The sequence below is a fragment of the Streptomyces sp. NPDC053048 genome (assembly GCF_044547045.1).
Taxonomy (GTDB): Bacteria; Actinomycetota; Actinomycetes; order Streptomycetales; family Streptomycetaceae; genus Streptomyces.
The window spans coordinates 36,665-56,695 of sequence record NZ_JBITZS010000002.1 but is presented as its reverse complement, the minus strand read 5'-3'; the positions used below and the strand labels follow the sequence as shown (position 1 = coordinate 56,695).

At 72.3% G+C, this 20,031-nt stretch carries 19 protein-coding genes; 6 read left to right on the top strand and 13 right to left on the bottom strand.

Going from position 1 to position 20,031, the window contains the following annotated elements; translation table 11 throughout:
- Positions 1-70 precede the first annotated feature (70 nt).
- From ACIG36_RS05455 to ACIG36_RS05400, 12 genes are all read right to left on the bottom strand, one after another.
- Positions 71-682 (bottom strand): LysE family translocator, encoded by a 612-nt coding sequence (locus ACIG36_RS05455; protein WP_399922377.1) that lies wholly within the window; start codon positions 680-682, stop codon positions 71-73.
- A gap of 60 nt (positions 683-742) precedes the next feature.
- A complete protein-coding gene (trpC, locus tag ACIG36_RS05450) occupies positions 743-1,546 on the bottom strand; it encodes an indole-3-glycerol phosphate synthase TrpC (protein ID WP_399922374.1) in 804 nt (267 codons plus the stop codon).
- A 31-nt stretch (positions 1,547-1,577) separates the two neighbouring features.
- Positions 1,578-2,591 carry an anthranilate phosphoribosyltransferase gene (trpD, locus tag ACIG36_RS05445; protein ID WP_399922371.1) on the bottom strand — a complete coding sequence of 338 codons (1,014 nt, stop codon included), beginning with the start codon at positions 2,589-2,591 and terminating at the stop codon, positions 1,578-1,580.
- A gap of 33 nt (positions 2,592-2,624) precedes the next feature.
- Positions 2,625-4,742, bottom strand: a complete 2,118-nt coding sequence (locus ACIG36_RS05440) for an FAD-dependent oxidoreductase (protein ID WP_399922368.1) — start codon at positions 4,740-4,742, stop codon at positions 2,625-2,627.
- Positions 4,739-5,449 carry a YggS family pyridoxal phosphate-dependent enzyme gene (locus ACIG36_RS05435; protein ID WP_399922365.1) on the bottom strand — a complete coding sequence of 237 codons (711 nt, stop codon included), beginning with the start codon at positions 5,447-5,449 and terminating at the stop codon, positions 4,739-4,741. The genes ACIG36_RS05440 and ACIG36_RS05435 overlap by 4 nt, the downstream gene beginning before the upstream one ends.
- 104 nt (positions 5,450-5,553) lie before the next feature.
- Positions 5,554-6,255, bottom strand: coding sequence for a B3/4 domain-containing protein (locus ACIG36_RS05430; protein WP_399922362.1), 702 nt, complete (start codon positions 6,253-6,255; stop codon positions 5,554-5,556).
- Between the two features lie 32 nt (positions 6,256-6,287).
- On the bottom strand, positions 6,288-6,923 hold the full coding sequence (gene pdxH / locus ACIG36_RS05425; protein WP_399922359.1) for a pyridoxamine 5'-phosphate oxidase: 636 nt from the start codon (positions 6,921-6,923) through the stop codon (positions 6,288-6,290).
- Between the two features lie 40 nt (positions 6,924-6,963).
- Entirely contained in the window at positions 6,964-8,199 is a 1,236-nt protein-coding gene (locus ACIG36_RS05420) for a hypothetical protein (protein ID WP_399922357.1), read from the bottom strand.
- 226 nt (positions 8,200-8,425) lie between these two features.
- Positions 8,426-9,046: a phosphoribosylanthranilate isomerase gene (locus tag ACIG36_RS05415; RefSeq protein WP_399922354.1), complete on the bottom strand. Its 621-nt coding sequence runs from the start codon at positions 9,044-9,046 to the stop codon at positions 8,426-8,428.
- Between the two features lie 77 nt (positions 9,047-9,123).
- The gene (locus ACIG36_RS05410) at positions 9,124-9,393 is read right to left on the bottom strand and encodes a DUF1876 domain-containing protein (protein ID WP_399922351.1); all 270 of its coding nucleotides are present in this window, start codon (positions 9,391-9,393) and stop codon (positions 9,124-9,126) included.
- Positions 9,394-9,504: 111 nt separating this feature from the next.
- A complete protein-coding gene (locus ACIG36_RS05405) occupies positions 9,505-10,800 on the bottom strand; it encodes a phosphoribosyltransferase family protein (RefSeq protein ID WP_399922348.1) in 1,296 nt (431 codons plus the stop codon).
- A 166-nt stretch (positions 10,801-10,966) separates the two neighbouring features.
- Positions 10,967-11,380: an HIT family protein gene (locus tag ACIG36_RS05400; protein ID WP_399922345.1), complete on the bottom strand. Its 414-nt coding sequence runs from the start codon at positions 11,378-11,380 to the stop codon at positions 10,967-10,969.
- Between the two features lie 110 nt (positions 11,381-11,490).
- Here ACIG36_RS05400 and ACIG36_RS05395 point away from each other — a divergent pair, with 110 nt between their 5' ends.
- The 6 genes from ACIG36_RS05395 (at position 11,491) to ACIG36_RS05370 (ending at position 18,718) form a co-directional block, all read left to right on the top strand.
- On the top strand, positions 11,491-12,255 hold the full coding sequence (locus tag ACIG36_RS05395; RefSeq protein WP_399922342.1) for a DUF72 domain-containing protein: 765 nt from the start codon (positions 11,491-11,493) through the stop codon (positions 12,253-12,255).
- Between the two features lie 38 nt (positions 12,256-12,293).
- Entirely contained in the window at positions 12,294-12,617 is a 324-nt protein-coding gene (locus ACIG36_RS05390; RefSeq protein ID WP_399922339.1) for a plasmid stabilization protein, read from the top strand.
- Between the two features lie 160 nt (positions 12,618-12,777).
- Positions 12,778-14,007 (top strand): cytochrome P450, encoded by a 1,230-nt coding sequence (locus ACIG36_RS05385; protein ID WP_399922336.1) that lies wholly within the window; start codon positions 12,778-12,780, stop codon positions 14,005-14,007.
- 78 nt (positions 14,008-14,085) lie between these two features.
- Positions 14,086-15,600, top strand: a complete 1,515-nt coding sequence (zwf, locus tag ACIG36_RS05380) for a glucose-6-phosphate dehydrogenase (RefSeq protein WP_399922334.1) — start codon at positions 14,086-14,088, stop codon at positions 15,598-15,600.
- Positions 15,597-16,340, top strand: a complete 744-nt coding sequence (locus ACIG36_RS05375; protein ID WP_399922331.1) for an HAD family hydrolase — start codon at positions 15,597-15,599, stop codon at positions 16,338-16,340. The genes zwf and ACIG36_RS05375 overlap by 4 nt, the downstream gene beginning before the upstream one ends.
- The gene (locus tag ACIG36_RS05370; RefSeq protein ID WP_399922328.1) at positions 16,337-18,718 is read left to right on the top strand and encodes a glycoside hydrolase family 65 protein; all 2,382 of its coding nucleotides are present in this window, start codon (positions 16,337-16,339) and stop codon (positions 18,716-18,718) included. Before ACIG36_RS05375 ends, ACIG36_RS05370 begins: the two co-directional genes overlap by 4 nt.
- Here ACIG36_RS05370 and ACIG36_RS05365 read toward each other — a convergent pair.
- A complete protein-coding gene (locus ACIG36_RS05365) occupies positions 18,715-19,965 on the bottom strand; it encodes an FUSC family protein (RefSeq protein ID WP_399923937.1) in 1,251 nt (416 codons plus the stop codon). The genes ACIG36_RS05370 and ACIG36_RS05365 overlap by 4 nt on opposite strands.
- Between the last annotated feature and the right edge of the window lie 66 nt (positions 19,966-20,031).

Genomic DNA, 20,031 nt, shown 5'->3' with positions numbered 1-20,031 from the left:
GCCACCACCATAGGGGACCGGACCGACACGTGGGGGGCGTCCGGAACGGACGCCCCCCGAAGCGGATCGTTCAGATATTGGTGAACGCCAGCTTCGCGCCCAGCGCCACGAACGCGCCCGCGAACGTACGGCGCATCCACGTGAGCACCCGCGGCCGGGAGATGACGTGGTCGCGGACGGCGGCGGCCAGCAGCCCGTAGCCGACGAAGATCACGAACGTCATCAGCATGAACACGGCGCTCAACTCGAGCATGCGCGGCACGGGATGGGCCTCGTCCGTGCTCACGAACTGCGGGAGGAAGGCCAGGAAGAAGATCGTCAGCTTGGGGTTGAGGATGTTGATGAGAACGGCCGTCACCGTCACCTTGGCCGCCGAGTGCTCCTCGCCCTCCGTCTCCACCTTCAGCGTGCCGCTCTCGCGCAGCGTGCTCCAGGCCACGTACAACAGATAGGCCACGCCCGCGTACTTGAAGATCTGGAAGGCGAGCGCGCTGGTGTGTAAGAGCGCCGCCAGGCCCATGATCGTGGCAGCCATGTGGGGGACGATTCCCAGGGTGCAGCCGAACGCGGCCACGATGCTCGCGCGGAAGCCGCGCGAGAGGCCGGTGGCCAGGGTGTACAGCACGCCGGTGCCCGGTGAGGCGGTGACGATGAACGACGTGACCAGGAATTCGATGCCCACGTTTGACGCTCCTCCTGTTGCGCTCGGCTCCCGGTCAAGTCGCGGTTCACCGACCGGAGTTCACTGTGCGGTTCCGGGCGCGAGTATGGCACGGGTCGCCGTCTCGATGTCCGGCGCACGCATCAGGCTCTCGCCGATCAGGAAGGCGGAGACGCCGGCCCGGGAGAGGCGGGCGAGGTCGTCGGGCCCGGTCAGCCCGCTCTCGCCGACGACCACCCGCCCGTCCGGGATCCGCGGCGCCAGCGACTCGGTCGTGGCCAGCGAGGTCTCGAACGTCCTGTGGTCGCGGTTGTTGACGCCGATGAGCCGGGTGCGCAGGCGCAGCGCCCGCTCGAGCTCGTCCGCGTCGTGGACCTCCGCCAGCACGTCCATGCCGAGCGAGAACGCGGTGTCCTCCAGGTCCTTCGCCGTCGCGTCGTCGATCGCGGCCATGATGAGCAGCACGCAGTCGGCGCCCCAGGCGCGGGCCTCGACGACCTGGTAGGGGTCGTAGAGGAAGTCCTTGCGCAGCACCGGCAGCGCGGTCGCGGCACGCGCGTCCCTCAGATGGTCCAGGCCGCCCTGGAACGACGGGGTGTCCGTCAGCACCGACAGACAGACCGCCCCGCCCGCCTCGTAGGCGCGGGCGATCGCGGGCGGGTCGAAGTCGGCGCGGATGAGCCCCTTCGACGGGCTCGCCTTCTTGATCTCGGCGATCAGCGCGTACTCGCCCCGCTCGCGCCGGGCCTCGAGGGCGGCGAGGAAGCCGCGCGGCGCGGGGGCCCGCTCGGCCTCGTTCTCCAGCGCGGCGAGCGGGCGCACGCGCTTCGCGGCCGCCGTCTCCTCCCGCTTGTAGGCCTCGATCGTGGACAGAAAGCCGGCCAATGCTGTTCCTTTCAGCAGTAGGGGGCGGTGGTCACGCGCTGGAGATCGCGACGAGGCGGTCGAGTCGGCGCCCGGCCTCGCCCGAATCGATCGACTTCACGGCCAGCTCCAGGCCGTCCGCCAGGTCCGCGGCCCGGCCGGCGACCACCAGGGCCGCGGCCGCGTTGAGCGCCGCCACGTCGCGGTAGGGGCCGGGCTCGCCCCGCAGGACGGCGAGCAGCGCGGCCGCGTTGTGCCGCGCGTCCCCGCCCTTGAGGTCCTCCGGCCGGGCCCTGGCCAGCCCCAGCTCCTCCGGCGTCACCCGGAAGACGCGCACGGTGCCGTTCTCCAGGGAGGCGACGGTGGTCGGCCCGGTGGTGGTCATCTCGTCGAGCCCGTCGGAGCCGTGGACGACGAAGGCGCGCTCCGAGCCGAGCCTGCCGAGCACCCGGGCCAGCGGTTCCACCCACGCCTCGGCGAACACGCCGACCATCTGCCGCCGCACGCCCGCCGGGTTCAGCAGCGGTCCCATCAGGTTGAAGATGGTGCGGGTGCCGAGCTCGACGCGGGTGGGGTGGACGTGCCGGGCCGCCGGATGGTGGTCGGGGGCGAACATGAAGCCGATGCCGGCCTCGACGAGACAGCGCTCGATGGTGGCGGGCGGCAGGCCGATGCCGACGCCGAGCGCGGCGAGCACGTCGGCCGCGCCGCAGCGGGACGAGAACGCCCGGTTGCCCATCTTGGCCACCGGCACGCCGGCACCGGCGACGATCAGCGCCGCACAGGTGGAGATGTTGTACGAGCCCGACGCGTCGCCCCCGGTGCCCAGCAGGTCGATCGCCCCGTCGGGCGCGCTGACCCTGAGCATTTTCGCGCGCATCGTGGTCACCGCGCCGGTGATCTCCTCGACGGTCTCCCCGCGCAGCCGCAGCGCCATCAGCAGGGCGCCCATCTGTGAGGGCGTCGCCTCGCCCGAGACGATGAGGTCGAACGCGCGGGCCGACTCCTCGAAGGTCAGCGCGGCGCCGCCGGCGACCTTGGCGATCAGGGGCTTGAGTTCATCCATGGGCCTCTCCTCGGGTCTCCGGGCGTGCGCGGGTCAGCTGGGCACGCCCCTGGCGGCGGCCCGCGCGTCCGCGCCGCCCGGCGGCAGCGGCAGGTCCAGGCCGAGCTCGACGTTCTCGCGCCGGTAGGGCGTCCAGTCGGTCAGGGCGGTGTCCAGGGTGCGGGCGAAGAGATGGCCGCTGTGGACGGCCGCGGCGATGATGCCGGGCCCCAGGCAGTCGCCGAGCCGCACCACGCGCCGGATTCCGGCCGCGCCCAGCACCGCCTCGCCCCGCGACTCGAGGTCCCGGTACAGCTCGTCGCGCGGCACCATGCCGGTGGTCAGCACGATCGCGTCCGCCGCGACGGTGCGCTCGCGGCCGGTGTAGACGCAGGCCAGGTGCGCGAGACCGGCCTCCGCCCGCGCCAGCGTCGTCGAGGGGTGGACGGCCGCGCACGACTCCAGCAGGCGCCGCTGGATACGCTTCTGCTCGGCCGTCAGCTGGGTGTAGGCCGACACCAGGCTCTCGGGCGTGACGAAGGTGACCTCGCAGCCCTGCTCGACGAGCCGTTCCGCGATCACGCCGCCCATGTAGTAGTGGTCGTCGTCGAACACGACGACGCGCCCGGAGGGCAGGCGGGAGTCCATGACGTCGTCCGGGGTGAACACCGGAATCCGGTCCAGCCCGGCGATCGGGTCGGCGTGGTTGCGGCCGACGCCGTCCGCGCGCCAGGTGGCCCCGGTGGCGACGGCCACCAGCGAGGCCTCGGCCTCGAGCACCATGTCGGCGGTGATGTCGTTGTCCGGCAGCAGCTGCACGTTGCGCATCCTGCGCAGCTGGGTCAGCCGCCAGTCGCTGACCCGGGCCCAGGCGCCCAGCCCCGGCAGCCGGCTCTCGCGGACGACCCGGCCGCCCAGCAGCCGGCTCCGGTCGGCCAGCAGCACGCTGTAGCCGCGCTGGCCCAGCGCGCGGGCGGCCTCCAGACCCGCCGGGCCGCCACCGACGATCATCACGGTGTCGTCGGTGTCCTTGGGCGGGATGTACTCCGGGTGCCAGCCGCGCCGCCACTCCTCGCCCATGGCCGGGTTCTGCGTGCAGCGCATCGGCACGCCCGACCGGTCGCCGGCCACGCAGATGTTGCAGCCGATGCACTCGCGGATGTCGTCGAAGCGCCCTTCCTCGATCTTGCGGGGCAGGAAGGGGTCGGCGATCGAGGGACGGGCGGCGCCGATGAGGTCGAGGGTGCCGCTCCTGACCATCGCGGCCATCGTGTCGGGGGAGGTGAAGCGGCCGACCCCGACCACGGGCTTCGTCGTCACGCTCTTGACGAACTTGATGTACTTCTCCTGGTGGCCCTCCTCGCCGAACCGCGAGGTCACCCCGTCGTCGTCGAAGTTGCTGAGGTTGACGTCCCACAGGTCGGGCAGTTCCGCGAGCATCTCGACGACCTCGCGGCCCTCGTCCTCGCCGACGCCGTGCGGCCCCGCCAGCCCGTCGACCCCGAAGCGGATGGCGACCGCGCAGGTGTCCCCGACGGCCTCCTTGGCGTCCTCGACCAGCTCGCGCAGGAAGCGGGCCCGGTTCTCCAGGCTGCCGCCGTACTCGTCCGTGCGGCGGTTGTGGCGCCGGGAGAGGAAGTGGATGGGCAGCGTCATGTCGTGGCCGGCGTAGACGTAGACGATGTCGAAGCCGGCGCGCTGGGCGTTGATCGCGGCCGTGCGGTACCAGCGCCGGGCGGCACGGATGTCGCTCTTGTCCATGGCCCGCGCGGTGACGGGGTTGATGCCCCTGGTCAGCTCGAGGCTCGGTGCTATCGGCACGGCACGGCTCTCGAGGTTGGCGACGTGCGAGCTGTTGTGCACCAGCTCCACGGCCGCCAGGGAGCCGTGCTCATGGATCAGGTCGGTGGCGCGGGCGAGGTAGGGGATGTCCTGCTCGTCCCAGAGCCGCAGTTCGCGCTGGTGGTTGCCGGAGTGGTGCACATCGCACTGCTCGGTGCAGACCACGCCCCAGCCGCCCTCGGCCTTCACCCCGCGCATCGCGGCCATCGGGCCGGGATAGGCGCGTCCCATGCCGTTGCAGTGCGGCACCTGGAAGAAGCGGTTCCTGGTCGTGACCGGACCGATCCGCACGGGCTCGAAGAGGATGTCGAAGCGGGAGGGCCGGGTCATACGGCTCCGCCCCGGGCCGGCGGCCGGGAGCCGAAGATCGCGCTGCCCACCCGTACGTGCGTGGCGCCGCAGGCGATCGCCTCCGCGAAGTCGGTGCTCATGCCCATGGACAGGCCCGCCAGGCCGTTGCGGGCGGCGATCGAGGCCAGCAGCTCGAAGTGCGGCTCCGGGGGCGCGCCGGCCGGGGGTATGCACATCAGGCCCACGACGTCGAGCCCGTAGCTCTGTCGGCAGGTGGTGAGGAAGGCGTCGGCGTCGTCGGGCAGGACGCCGGCCTTCTGCGGCTCGGCCCCGGTGTTGACCTGGACGAACAGCCTGGGCCTGCGGCCCTGCCGCTCGCTCTGCCGGGCCAGGGCCTCGCACAGGCCGGGCCGGTCCACCGAGTGGATGACGTCGAACAGGGCCACCGCCTCGCGGGCCTTGTTGGACTGCAGCGGCCCGATCAGATGCAGTTCGAGCGCGGGGAACCGCTCCCGCAGGGGTGGCCACTTCGCCTTGGCCTCCTGGACGCGGTTCTCGCCGAAGACACTGAGCCCGGCCTCGACGGTCCGCTCCAGGACCTCGGCGGGAACGGTCTTCGATGCGGCGACGAGCGTCACCGACCGGGGGTCGCGGCCGGCCCGGGTACAGGCGTCTTCGACGGCACGGCGTACCGTCTCGAGCCCGGTCGTGGGATCGGGGCGGTGCAGAATCTCGGTGGCCCTCATGGAACCTCCTTCCGGTCTGGCGGCCACGGAGGCACGCGCGACGCGCCCGCCTCCGTGGCCACGGTGAAGTGGTGCGGTGTTCCGTCGAGTTCAGCGCCGGGGCGTCACGCGGACGGGAACTCCAGCCGCCGCTCGGCGGAGTGAAGCGTCCGGCCGCCGACGACGCGCACGCCGGCCTCCGTCAGCCCGGCGGTGATCTCCTGCTCGAGGGCCGCCAGGTCCTGCGGCGCCCCCGCGTGCAGCGCCTCCGCCACGATCAGCACGCGGTCGGTCCGCGGCGAGACGACGGACCGGGCACTCTGCCGGAACGTCCAGCGCCGGGAATGCGCGTGACCGGCCGGGTCGGCGAAGACGATCTCGTCCGGCACCGGGTGCTCGATGCCGCCCTGGAACGTCTCGTAGGACTCGGAGCCGTCCGCCGGGCGCACGGTGATGCCTTCGGAGACCCTGGCGCAGTCGAAGACGGCGATGGGGATCGCGAAGGACATCGAGACGAAGTTGAGGTAATCGACCAGGGGATGGAATCCCGGCAGGTTCCTCTCCTTGCGGTAGCGGCGCAGCAGGGCCTCGGACGCACAGCGGTACTGGGTCGGCTTCAGCCCCATCTTCGAGAACGCCTCGCGCCATGCGGCGATCTCGGGCATCTCCGATTCGGTGCTCGCGGCCAGGCGCTGCTCGACCCGGGGGGCCAGCTTCTCCTGACGCGTGGGGTCGTCCTTCATGCCGAGTACGTTGTCGACGGCCAGAGTGAGCGCCCGCAGCCGCGGATGGGCGGTCCAGACCTCGTCGGCATGGGTGAAATACATAGAGCTTTTCCTTGCTTCGATGCTTCGGTTGCTTACGGGTACAGACGTCCTCGGTTCCATGGCCCGTCCGGACGTTCCCTGGTGAAAACGAGCCGGTCGTGCAGACGGAACGGCTGTTCGGTCCAGAACTCCATGGAGACCGGAACGATGCGGTAGCCCGCCCAGTGGGGCGGGCGCGGCACGTCGTCCGCGCCGAAGCGGGCGGATGCGCGTGCCACGGCCTCTTCGAGCTCCGAGCGGTCCGCCAGCGGCTGGGACTGCAGGCTGGCCCAGGCGCCGATGCGGCTGTCGCGGGCGCGGGAGGCGAAGTAGGCGTCGGCCTCGGCGGCGGTCGCGGGCCGGACCGGGCCGCGGAAGCGGATCTGCCGGCGCAGGGACTTCCAGTGCAGGACCGCGGCTGCCTGCATGTTGTCGGCGAGCTCGGCGCCCTTGCGCGACCGGGTGTTGGTGTAGAAGACGAAGCCCCCGGGGTCGTAGCCCTTGAGGAGCACCATGCGCACGTCGGGCAGTCCGTCGTCGCCGGTGGTGGCCAGTGCCATGGCGTTGGGGTCGTTGAGCTCGCTCGCCTCGGCCTCGGCGAGCCATTGGAGGAAGAGCGCGAAGGGGTCCCGGTCGTCGGCTCCCGGTAACGCGGCCGCGGACCCGGTGGCTGTGGTCGATTGCTGCAATGGAGGCATCCTCGCTGGTGAGCGGTGTCCCGACGGGGGGCTAGGGCTTGACTTCCTGCTTCGCTTCCAGCAGGTGGCGCCACTTGTCGAGCTCGTCACCGCGCGAGGTGACCAGGTGCGCGGTGCCGGAGGTGTCGACCAGCACTTCCGCGGCGGGCGGGATGTTGAGGAACTCCATGTGCTGCGTCGCGCAGTACGCGCCGACGTCGAGGATCAGCATGTGGCTGCGGGCGTCGACGGCCGAGGGAACCCAGTACTCGCCGGGCAGGATGTAGTCGTGCCGCAGGATGCTGCGGCCGCGCAGCGCGGCCCGGGTGCCGTCGGTGCCCTCGCGCGAGGGGATCTCGGCCATGTCCGCGTCGAGGAAGACCACGTTGTGGCGCCGGTCGCGCAGCTGGGCCGAGGGCATCAGCATTCTCGAGCCGTCGGTCACCACGAGGCTGCCCACCGAGTTGGTGATCACAGCGCGCTCGACGCTCAGCAGCAGTACCCCGGTGTCCGCCAGGACGTCCCGCGCCGGCTCGAAGAGGAACTTCACATGGCCGGGGATGCCCATGCGGTCCGCGATCTCGCGCAGGGCCCTGAAGTACTCGGCCCAGTCGAAGTGCTTCTCCGACTCGTCCCAGCTCTCGTAGACGAAGCCGTGGCCGCCCGCGAAGTTGATGGCGCGGGCCTCGGGGAAGTGGGTGTTGAAGATCTCGAACTGCTTCTCGATGATGCCGATCATCGCGTCGCGGGAGTTCCCGCTGCCGCAGTACACCTCGAAGCACTCCAGCTCGCGCCCGTACTCCTTCAACAGGGCGGAGAGCCGGTCGAGTTCGCCGTACTTGATGCCGGGCTTCCCGGAGTCCAGGCTGTCGATCCGCACGCTGATCGAGGGGGCCTCGGTGCGCAGCGAGTAGGTGACCTCGTCCAGGCTCGACAGGAAGGTCGGATGGCCGGCCCGGTCCCAGAAACCTATCTCCTCGTCGGACACGTGCCCGGGGGAGACGATGAACTTCTCGAATCCGAACCGGGTCAGGAGCCGGTACTCGCTGGGGAGTTGGAGCAGAATTCCCACTCCCGCGTCCCGCAGCGGCTTCAGCACGTGGGGGTTGGAGTTCGGGAAGAAGGGGACGTACAGCTCGACGCGTTCGCCGAGTCCGACGGCACGGGCGGCATCCTGGACGCGGCCGATGTTCTTCAGTATCTGTGCTTCGCTGTAGACAAAGGCCGGGGTTCCGACCTGTTCGCCGATCAGTTTGAGGTCGACCTCGTTGATCCAGGAATGGGTCAACTTACAGTCGCCCTGACAGTCGCTCTCGGTCATGTGCCCTCTGTTCTCTGGTCGCGGAAAAGGTGCGCCTGTGCTCAGGGGGTGCGATGAGTGCGGTACGACGTGCGAAGTGAGCGCTACTGGGTGGGATCTGATGGGATCGTCAGTGCGAATGCCGGACGCATGTTCGCCGACGTCCCGGCGGTCGAAGTCTACATACAGATCGGCCGGTTGGCAGCGACTGATGTCAGAAGCGGTCCGCTGAGCGGGCCGCCTCGATGAACTGCCTGATCAGGGCGGGATCCTTGACGCCGCGCCGGGACTCCACGCCGCTGGAGACGTCCACGCCCCAGGGCGCGGTGGCCCGTACGGCGTCGCCCACGGTGCCGGGAGTCAGCCCGCCGGCGAGCAGCCAGCGCCCGGCCGGCGGGGCGAAGGTGTCGGCGCCCCAGTTCCAGGGGACGCCGGCGCCGGGTGCCGGGGCGTCGAGCAGCAGCAGGTCCTCGCCCAGCTCGCCGCAGCGCGGGGTGCGCTCGCCGGCGGAGGTGGCCCGGATCAGCGTCCACCCGCCGGGCCGCAGGGCCTCGTAGTGGTCACGGCCCTCGTCGCCGTGCAACTGGACGGCCCGGACCCCGGAGGCCAGCGTCAACTCCCGCACCTCCTCGAGCGGTTGGTTGCGGAAGACCCCGACGGTCAGCACGCCGTCCGGCACCCGCCGTGCCAGCTCGCGGGCCGTCGCGACGTCCACCGTGCGGGGGCTCGCGGCGAAGACGAAGCCGATCGCGTCGGCTCCGGCCCGCACCGCGGCGTCCACGTCCGGGGCGGTCCGCAGGCCGCAGATCTTGATGAACAGTGGCGAGGAGGTCACGGGCCACAGCGTACGCCCGGCCCACCCCGGCGGGACGGGAGGGCCGGGCGTACCCGGTGGCTCAGTGCGTCAGTGGTTCAGTGCGTCAGATGGGCGTCCTCGTGCATGACCTCCCTGATGTCGTCACTGGCCTTGCCCAGCAGCTGCTCGGCGAGCCCGGTGAGCGCGCGGGCGGCCGCGACCTCCTCCCCGACGCGCTGCTGCCGGCGGTCGTCCGGGTTGCGGTTGGCGATGCCCTGCGCCGACAGCCGGGAGCCGTCGTGCATCCGCAGCCGCACGTCGGCCTGTGTGGTCGCGTCGATCTCGCGGAACTCCATCTCGATGTTGCAGTCGACGATCTTCTCCATGGTGATCACCTGCGCTGTGTGGTCGGTCCGCTGCCGGGTCCTGTCGTGCTGCGTCCTGTCGTGCCGGGTTCTGTCGTGCCGGGTTCTGTCGTGCTCCGCTGTTCGCTGTGCTCAGGTGCCGAGGTGCCGGGTGAACCAGTCGCGGGCGAGGTCCGCCACGCTCTCCAGCGCCCCGGGCTCCTCGAAGAGATGGGTGGCGTCCGGCACCACGGCCAGTTCGTTGTCGCACCGCAGTTGCTGCGCCGCCCGCCGGTTGAGGTCGAGCACCACGTCGTCCCGCCCGCCGACGATCAGCAGGGTGGGCGAGGTGACCTCGGCCAGGCGCTCCCCGGCGAGATCGGGACGGCCGCCGCGCGAGACCACGGCGGCGATGTCGCCGGCCTCCGGGTCGGCCGCGGCCCACAGGGCGGCCGCCGCGCCGGTGCTCGCCCCGAAGTAGCAGACGGGGACGGTCTCGCGGCGGCGCAGCCAGCGCGTGACCTCCGTCAGCCTGCGGGCCAGGGGCCCGACGGCGAACACGTTCGCCCGGTCGTTCTCCTCCAGCGGGGTGAGGAGGTCGAACAGGAGCGTGCCGAGCCCCGCGTCGTTGAGCGCCCGCGCCACGGCGCGGTTGCGGGGGCTGAGGCGGCTGCTGCCGCTGCCGTGCGCGAAGACGACGAGGCCGGGGGCGCCGGCGGGCATCGTCAGGTCACCGGCGAGCGTGACCGTGCCGTCGTCCACCGGGATGCTCAAGGGGCCGGAGTGGGCCTCGCCCGGGTTGTCGCCCGCGGCCTCGGCGGCGTTCCGCTGCAGGAGTTCGACGACCTCCTCGTCGGTGGTCTGGGTGAAGTCGTGGTACCACTCGCCGACCGCGGAGAAGGCGGGCGGCGTGCTGAGGCAGACCAGCTCGTCCACCTCGCCGCGGAACGCCGCGGCCGCGTCCGGGGGCGCCACCGGCACGGCCAGGACCACCCGCTCGGCGCCCTGCGCCCGCACCACCTGGCAGGCGGCCGCGGCGGTGGCGCCGGTGGCGATGCCGTCGTCGACCACGATCGCCGTGCGGCCCTCCAGCGGGATCCGCTCCCGTCCCTCGCGGAACTGCTCCGCGCGCCGGGCCAGTTCCGTCTCCTCGGCGCGCTCCACCTCGGCCAGGTCGTCGTCGTCGACCCGGCTCATCCGGACGATGTCGTCCCGGATGACGCGCACGCCCCCCTCGCCGATGGCGCCGAAGCCCAGCTCGCGGTGGTACGGCACGCCGAGCTTGCGGACCAGGACGACATCGAGGGGCGCGCCCAGCGCGTGGGCCACTTCGAAGGCCACCGGGACGCCGCCGCGCGGCAGGCCGAGGACGACGGGACGCTCGCCGCGCAGGTGCCCGACCCGTTCGGCCAGGCGCCGGCCGGCGTCCACTCGGTCGATGAATCGCATGAGATCCACCTCTGGCACCGGGGCCCGGCTCCGGAGAGCTCCGGAAGACGAGTGCGGCCGTGGTTCCAAGGAGCCTTAATTCCAATATGACGGGATTCAGGTGGATAGTCCATATCGGCCCGTGGGGCCCGCCGCGGGCCCGGGGCGCGTCCGGCGGGCCGCTGGTCTAGTCCGCCAGCGCCGCCCGTACCCGCGCCGCGACCGCCGCCGCCTCCTCCTCCGAGGCGTAGCGCGTACGCGGCCAGAAGAAGCCGCGCAGACCGTCCTTGCGGTTGCGCGGCACCACATGCACATGGAAGTGCGGCACGGACTGGCTGACCCGGTTGTTGGCGGCCACGAACGAGCCCGTCGCCTCCATGGCGCGCTCGACCGCGCCCGTGATGCGCTGGACCCGGGTGAAGAAGGGCCCCACCTCGCCGGCGGGCAGATCGGTGAGCGTCTCGGCGTGCACCCTCGGCACCACGAGCACATGGCCGGGGAACAGCGGCCGGGCGTCCAGGAAGGCCACCGCCGTCCCGTCCCCGAAGACCCGGTGACCGGCCGACTCGTCCGCCGCGATCGCACAGAAAACGCAGTCCACGACACCCAGTGAACCCCCCGGCGGGCCGGGCGCCACCCGCCCCGCCCGGCAACCGGCTGGAATCGCGCCACCGGCCGTGACGACCCTCCCGCCCCGGGCAGTGATCACCCATGCCCCTCCTCGTCGGAACCTCCGGATGGCAGTACAAGGACTGGCGCGGCGACCTCTACCCCGCCGACACGCCCCAGCGGCTGTGGCTGGAGGAGTACGCCGCCCGCTTCGCGACCGTCGAGAACAACAACGCCTTCTACCGCCTGCCCACCGAGGAGACCTTCACCGACTGGCGCGAGCGCACCCCCGAAGGCTTTGTGATGGCCGTCAAGGCCAGCCGCTACCTCACCCACATCAAGCGGCTGCGCGACCCCGAGGAGCCGGTGGCGCGGCTGATGCGGCACGCCGCCGGGCTGCGGGAGAAGCTGGGGCCGGTCCTGCTGCAGCTGCCGCCCACGCTGCGGGCCGCCCCCGAGGCACTGGACGCCACCCTCGCCTGCTTCCCCGAGGGCACGCGGGTGGCCGTCGAGCCCCGGCACGATTCGTGGTGGACGGACGGGGTACGCGCGGTACTGGAGCACCACGGCGCCGCGTTGTGCTGGGCCGACCACGACTCCCGGCCCGTGACGCCGCTGTGGCGCACGGCCGACTGGGGATATGTGCGCCTGCACTGCGGCAGGGCCCGGCCCTGGCCGCGCTACGGGCGGCAGGCGCTGGCGAGCTGGGCCCGGCGGGTCGCGGAGACCTGGCCCGACCGGGCCGACGTCTACTTCTACTTCAACAACGACCCGGGCGGTGCCGCCGTCCACGACGCGGCCGGCTTCGCCCGCGCCGCCGGCCGGCTGGGACGCACGGTGAGCCGGACAGCGGACGTGCACGGCTGAGTCCGCCGTTACAGACTGAAAGGTGAAAGGAGCGGCGTATGCCCAGAGGATCCAGCCCCAAGCGAGAGAGGCAGTACGAGCACATCAAGGAGAGCGCGAAGGACCGCGGCGAGGGCGAGAAGCGCGCCAAGGAGATCGCCGCCCGTACCGTCAACAAGGAACGGGCCCGCTCGGGCGAGTCGAAGACCGCCAGCCGCACCTCGCTGCAGGACATGTCGTCCTCCCGGCGCGGCGGCCAGCGCTCCCACTCCGGAGCCCAGGGCCCGACCAGGGACCAGCTCTACAACGAGGCGAAGAAGAAGAACATCCACGGCCGGTCGGACATGACCAAGGCCGAGCTGAAGAAGGCCCTGGGCCGCTGACGGCCCGCACAGCGGCCGGACCGCGAGAGGCCCGGCCGCTCGGGCCTGCCCTGCACCTTGTGGAAACCCGGCACCTTGTGGAAACCGCACAAGTCTGCCCGGTCAGCACTGCATAGGACCCCACCGCCGGAACCGATCGTTCATCGGTGAGGATGTGCAGATGCCAGCACACCTCGATCCCGCGGACCCCGGCTTCGCGCGCGACCCCTACCCCTACTACGCGCGCCTGCGCGAGCAAGGGCCCGCGGCACGGGTGGCACTGGCCAACGGCAGCCACGCCTGGCTCGTCACCGGCTACGAGCAGGCACGGGCCGTCCTGTCCGACGCCCGCTTCTCGAACGTACCGCCGCGCGGCGCCGGCCGGCCCAAGCCCGACTCCCCGGCGGAGCGCGCCCGCGGCTGCCTGGCACGGCACATGCTCAACACCGACGCCCCCGACCACGTCCGGCTGCGCCGCCTGACCACCGCCGCCTTCACCCCGCGCCGCGTGGACGCGCTGCGCCCGCGCATCGAGCGGCTCACCGACGGCCTGGTGGCCGAACTGTCCGGGCGCCTCGCCCGGGAGCGGACCGCCGACCTGGTGGACGCGTTCGCCTTCCCGCTGCCCGTGCTGGTGATCGGCGAGGTTCTGGGCGTGCCGGAGGCCGACCGGGCCGACCTGCGGGAGTGGACCTACCGCGTCGGCTCGCCCGCCGACGCGCTCGAGCGGGGCGCCGTCGACGAGGCCTGGAGCAGCCTGCACGCCTACTTCACCGCCCTGATCGGGCACAAGCGCCGAAGCCCCGGGGACGACCTCTTCAGCACGCTGGTGCACGACGCGGCCGAGGGCGGCCTCGACGACGGCGAGCTGCTGGCCATGGCCTTCCTGCTGCTGTTCGCCGGCTACGAGACGACCATGAACCTGCTCGCCTCGGCGTCGCTGCAGCTGCTCACCCACCCACGGGAGCTGGCGGCCGCGCGGCGCGGCGGCCCCGAGCGCTGGGCCGCCGTGGTCGAGGAGACGCTGCGCCACGGCAGCCCCCTGGAGGGCACCACCTGGCGGCGTACCACCGAGCGGGTCGACCTGGGCGGGGGAGCGGTCATACCCGCCGAGGCCTCCGTCCTCGTCGTCCTCGCCGCCGCCAACCGCGACCCCGCACACTTCCCCGACCCCGACGCCTTCCGGCCGGACCGCCATCTGGCCGCCACCGGACGCGCCGCCCCGCACCTGGCCTTCGGCCACGGCCCGCACTTCTGCCTCGGCTCCCGCCTGGCCCGGCTGGAGGCGGCGATCGCCCTGCCCCGCCTCTTCGAGGCGCTGCCCGATCTGACGCTCGCCGCCGACCCGCTCGAGCTCCCCTACCGGCCGGGCCTGCTGGTCCGGGGGCCGCGCAGGCTGCCCGTCCGCTGACGGCCCGTCGACGCGCCCGTCGGCCCGAACGGGTGAGGCGAATCGCGCCCCGGCGCCCGCTGCCCGAAGGTGGGGTGTGTGCAGGCCACCACCCACGACCGGCCGGATCCCGGTCCGGACCGCCACCGGACCGGCGCCGGCACCACCCCGGACGACCACATCGTGGTGATCTTCGGGGCCACCGGCGACCTCGCCCGGCGCAAACTGCTCCCCGGGCTCTTCCGCCTCGCCCGGTCGGGCCTGCTGCCCGCAGGGTACCGCGTCGTCGGCTCCGCGCCCGCCGCGGACGCCCTCGGCGACGAGGCGTTCCGCGCGCACGCCAGGGACGCCGTCGAGGAGTTCGGCGACAGCGAACCCGCCGGAGCGGACTGGGAGGCGTTCGAGAAGGCCCTGAGCTTCGGCGCCTGCGACCCCGGCGACCCCGGGCCGCTGCTCGCCGCCGTCGCCGCGGCCGAACGGGCCGTCGGCGGCCGCCCACGGCGGCTGTTCCACCTCGCCGTGCCGCCCGCCGCCTTCGCGTCCGTCATCGGCACCCTCGGCAGCACGGGACTGGCCGAGGACGCCCGCGTCATCATCGAGAAGCCCTTCGGCACCGACCTCGCCTCCGCGCGGGCCCTCAACGAGACCGTGCACGCCGTCTTCGACGAGTCCCGCGTCTTCCGCATCGACCACTTCCTCGGCAAGGAATCGGTCGACAACATCCTCGCCCTCCGCTTCGCCAACGGCCTCTTCGAGCCCGTCTGGAACCGCGACCACATCAGCCACGTCCAGATCGACGTCCCCGAGACCATCGGCATCGAGGGCCGCGCCGGGTTCTTCGAACAGACCGGCACCTTCCGGGACATGGTCGTCACCCACCTCTTCCAGGTGCTCGGCTTCGTCGCCATGGAGCCGCCCCCCTCCCTCGACGCCCAGGACCTGCGGGACGAGACCGCCAAGGTCTTCCGGGCGCTGCGGCCCGTCGACCCCGCCCACGTCGTGCGCGGCCAGTACGACGGCTACCGCCGCGAGCCCGGCGTCGCCCCCGGCTCCGACACCGAGACCTTCGTCGCCCTGCGCACCCACGTCGACAACTGGCGCTGGTCCGGCGTCCCCTTCTTCCTGCGCTCCGGGAAGTCGCTCGGCGAGCGCCGCCAGGTCGTCACGCTCCACTTCCGGCAGCCGCCGCTGGGCATGTTCACCGACGCCCCGCACAGCGGGGCCGCCCTGCGCTGCAACGCGCTGGTCGTCGACTTCGACGACCCCGGCTGGATCGCCGCCGACTTCCTCGCCAAGGAACCCGGACCGGCCATGCGCCTGGCCCCCGCCCGGATGACCTTCCGCTACGCGGACTCCGTCCAGCGCCGCCACGGCCTCGAGGGATACGAACGGCTGATCCTGGACGCCATGCTGGGCGACCAGGCCCTGTTCACCCGTTCCGACGGCATCGAACGGCTGTGGGAGGTCGCCGGCCCGCTCCTGCGCTCACCGCGCGCGGTGGAACCCTACGCCCCCGGATCGTGGGGGCCGGCGTCCGTCGACGCCCTCGTCGCCCCCCACCACTGGTACCTGCCGGACATGCCCCCCGGCGGACAGGGAAGCGGAGCCTCATGACGGACCTCGGCCTGCCCCACGACATCCGCGCCTGTCTGTTCGACATGGACGGCGTCCTGACGCAGACGGCCACCGTGCACGCCGCCGCCTGGAAGGAGACCTTCGACGCCTTCCTCGAGCGGCGCGAGGGCCCCGGCTTCCGGCCGTTCGACGCGGTGGACGACTACGACCGGTACGTCGACGGCATGCCCAGGGCCGACGGCGTGCGCTCCTTCCTCGACTCCCGCGGCATCCACCTCCCCGAGGGCGGCGACGACGACCCGCCGGACGCCGACACCGTCCACGGCCTGGGCAACCGCAAGAACACCCTCGTCCTCCGCAAGATCGAGGAACTGGGGGTGCAGGCCTACCCCGGGTCGGTCCGCTACGTCCGGGCCGCCCGCGACGCGGGACTGCGGCGGGCCGTGGTGTCCTCCAGCGCCAACTGCCATGCCGTCCTCCTCGCGGCCGGCATCGACGACCTCCTCGAGGTCCGCGTCGACGGGCTGGTCGCCGCCGAACAAGGGCTGCCGGGCAAACCCCACCCGGACACCTTCCTCGCCGCCGCCCGCGCCCTGGGCGTGACCCCGGACGAATCCGCCGTCTTCGAGGACGCCCTCGCCGGCATGGAGGCCGGGCGGGCCGGCCGGTTCGGCTTCGTCGTCGGCGTCGACCGGGCCGGCCAGGCCGAGGCGCTGCGCCGGCACGGGGCGGACATCGTGGTGGACGACCTCGCCGACCTGCTGGGAGAAACCCCGTGATCACTCATCCGGCCTTCAGGGTCGAACCCTGGTGCCTGCGCGAGACCGAACTCAACCTCGACGTGCTCTCCCAGAGCGAATCGGTCTTCGCGCTCGCCAACGGGCACATCGGCTGGCGCGGCAACCTCGACGAGGGCGAACCGCACGGCCTGCCCGGGACCTACCTCAACGGCGTCTACGAATTCCGCCCGCTGCCGTACGCGGAAGCCGGCTACGGCTACCCGGAGTCCGGGCAGACCGTCATCAACGTCACCAACGGCAAGCTGGTCCGCCTCCTCGTCGACGACGAACCCTTCGACCTGCGCTACGGAAAGCTGCACAGCCACGAGCGGGTGCTCGACTTCCGCACGGGACTGCTGCACCGCACCGCCGAGTGGACCTCCCCGAGCGGACGCAGCGTGCGCGTCCGCTCGACCCGGCTGGTCTCCTTCACCCAGCGCGCCGTCGCGGCCGTCGCCTACGAGGTCGAACCGCTCGACGGCGAGGTCCGCATCGTGGTCCAGTCCGAGCTGGTCGCCAACGAGCCGCTGCCCCGCTCCGGCGGCGACCCGCGGGCCGCGGCCCTGCTGGAGTCCCCGCTGGTCGCCGAGCAGCACGCGGCCCACGGGCCGCGGATCCGGCTGCTGCACCGCACCCAGCGCAGCGGCCTGCGGCTCGCGGTGTCGGCCTCGCACATCGTCAGCGGCGGCGAGCGGACCGAGATGTCCTCCGAGAGCAGCGAGGACCTGGCCCGCTTCACCATCACCTCGCGGGTCGGCTCCGGGCAGCGGCTGCGCGTGGAGAAGTTCGTCGCGCACGGCTGGTCGGCGATGCGCTCGGCGCCCGCCGTCCACGACCAGGTGGACGCGGCCCTCGCCGGGGCCGTCAGCACCGGCTGGAAGGGCCTGGTCGACGAACAGGGCGGCTACCTCGAGGACTTCTGGGCGCGGTCGGACGTCGAGGTCGACGGCGACGCGGAGATCCAGCAGGCGGTGCGGTTCGCCCTCTTCCACGTCCTGCAGGCCGGCGCGCGCGGCGAGGCACGGGCCCTGCCCGCCAAGGGCCTGACCGGCCCCGGCTACGACGGGCACTGCTTCTGGGACACCGAGACCTTCGTCCTGCCGGTGCTCACCTACACCGCGCCGCAGGCCGTGGAGCAGGCCCTGCGCTGGCGGCTGACCACCCTGCCCGCCGCCTGCGAGCGCGCCCGCCAGCTCGGCCTGCAGGGGGCGGCCTTCCCCTGGCGCACGATCAACGGCGACGAGTGCTCGGGCTACTGGCCGGCCGGTACGGCCGCCTTCCACATCAACGCCGACATCGCGGACGCCGTCGTGCGCTACGTCAAGGCCACCGACGACCAGGCCTTCGAACAGGAGGTCGGGCTGCCGCTGCTGGTGCAGACCGCCCGGCTGTGGCGCTCCCTGGGCCACCACGACCACCACGGCGACTTCCACATCGACGGGGTGACGGGCCCGGACGAGTACAGCGCCGTCTCGGACGACAACCTCTACACGAACCTGATGGCACAGCACAATCTGCGCGAGGCCGCGGCCGTCGCCGAGCGCCACCCCGATCTCGCGGCCCTGATGGAGGTCGACGACGAGGAGACGGCCGCCTGGCGGGACGCCGCCCAGCGCATGAGCCTGCCGTACAACCCCGAACTCGCCGTGCACGAGCAGTCCGAGGGCTTCACCCGGCACCAGCTGTGGGACTTCGCCCACACCGGCGACGACCAGTACCCGCTGATGATGCACTTCCCCTACTTCGACCTCTACCGCAAGCAGGTCGTCAAGCAGGCGGACCTGGTCCTGGCGATGTGCCTGCGCGGGGACGGCTTCACCCCGGAGGAGAAGGCCCGCAACTTCGCCTACTACGAACAGCTGACGGTGCGGGACTCCTCGCTGTCCGCCTGCGGACAGGCCGTCATGGCGGCCGAGGTCGGCCACATGCGGCTGGCCTACGACTACCTGGGCGAGGCGGCCATGATGGACCTGTCCGACCTCGAGGGCAACACCCGCGACGGCATCCACATCGCCTCGCTGGCCGGCACCTGGTTCGCCCTGGTCATCGGGTTCGGCGGGATGCGGGAGTACGACGGCCTGATCGCCTTCTCGCCCCGACTGCCCGAGCAGCTGGGCCGCCTGGCCTTCACGGTGCAGTTCCGCGGGCAGCGCCTGCGAGTGGAGATCACCGGCACGACGGCGACGTACACGCTGCTGGACGGCAAGTTCCTGGAGATCCGCCACTGCGACGAGCGGGTGACGGTCTCCTCCGAGACCCCCGAGTCCCGCCAGGTGCCCCCCATGCCGCCCGGCGCCGCCCCCGAGCAGCCCGCCGGCCGAGCCCCCGCCCGGCGCGGCCGCGTGCTCGGCCACGGCGAGACGGAGGCGCTGCGCTAGGGCGTGTGCTGGGTCGCCTTGCCGCGCCAGGTGCTGCGCCAGCCGTAGCCGCTGCGGCGCAGGCGGCGTCTGATGCTCGAGAGCACCGGGTGGCGGTCCTGCTGCTCGCGCGAGCGGCGGTCGAGCTCCTCCGCCAGCCGTTCGGTGCGCTTCTCCACGTCGAGTTCGTCCAGGATCCGGTCGATCTCGGCCAGCAGCGCCCCGTGCAGTTGCCACTGGCGGGGGTGCCGCCGTACCCCCTCGAGCAGCAGATGCGCGGCGCGGTCCCGGCTGGCCCGGCCCTCGGCGAGCTCCCGCACCAGGCGGTCCTCCGCCTGCTCGGCGTTGGCGGTGACCTGCGTGGTGATCAGCACGGCGAAGGCCTCGATCGCCCGGCCCAGGTGCATGAAGACCTCCTCCAGGGCCGGCGCCACCTCCGGGGCGAACAGCGGCTCGTCCCTGCGCTCCTTGGCGAGGTCGGTCAGGGTGCGGCAGATGACCCGCAGGACGACGGCGGCGATCTCCAGGGCGTCCAGCCCCGTCCGCAGCACGACCCGGAACAGCAGTCCCTCCTTCACCCGCGGGTTGAGCCGCAGACTGTCCTCCGCCTGCCTCAGCGAGGCGTCCACCTGCACGATGTCGTGGTCCAGCCTGCGGGCCTCGTGCAGCCGGGCCGCGGCCTCCTCGACGGTGGTGTGGCCCGAGACCTCCTCGCCGACGCGCTGCAGCAGCCGCCGCATGCGGCGGGCCAGGTGCTCGATGGCCTCGCCCGCCGGCTGCACCCACACCGGGGGAACGAACAGCACGTCGAAGAGCAGGCCCACGACCGCCCCGATCAGTGTCTCCAGCACCCGGTCCCACGCCGTGTCCGCCACCCGGGTCACGCCCAGGACGAGCATCGCGCTGATCGCCACCTCGGGAACGAATTCACCCACCCGTACGAAGCGCCCGATGACCAGCGACGCCAGGATGATCAGCCCCAGGCTCCACCAGGTGAGCCCCACCATCGCGCTGAAGCCGATGGCGATCAGCACCCCCGCCACAACGGAGTTCACCCGGCGGACGCTGGTGGTCAGCGTCGAGTACAGGGTGACCTGGACGACGAGCAGCGCGGTGAGCGGCGCGGTCAGCGGCGCCGGCTCACTGCTCAGCTGCAGTGCCACCACATAGGAGATCACCGCGGCCAGGGTGGAGCGCACCGCCTGCACGAAGGCGGGTTCCCTGCCGCGTCGCACCAGGGTGGTCAGGGGATCGGTGAGTTCGCGCACGCACTCCGTCTTCCCGCCGGGCGGTGCCGGGGACACGGTGGCGTCACCGTGTGGAGTAAGCGGAGG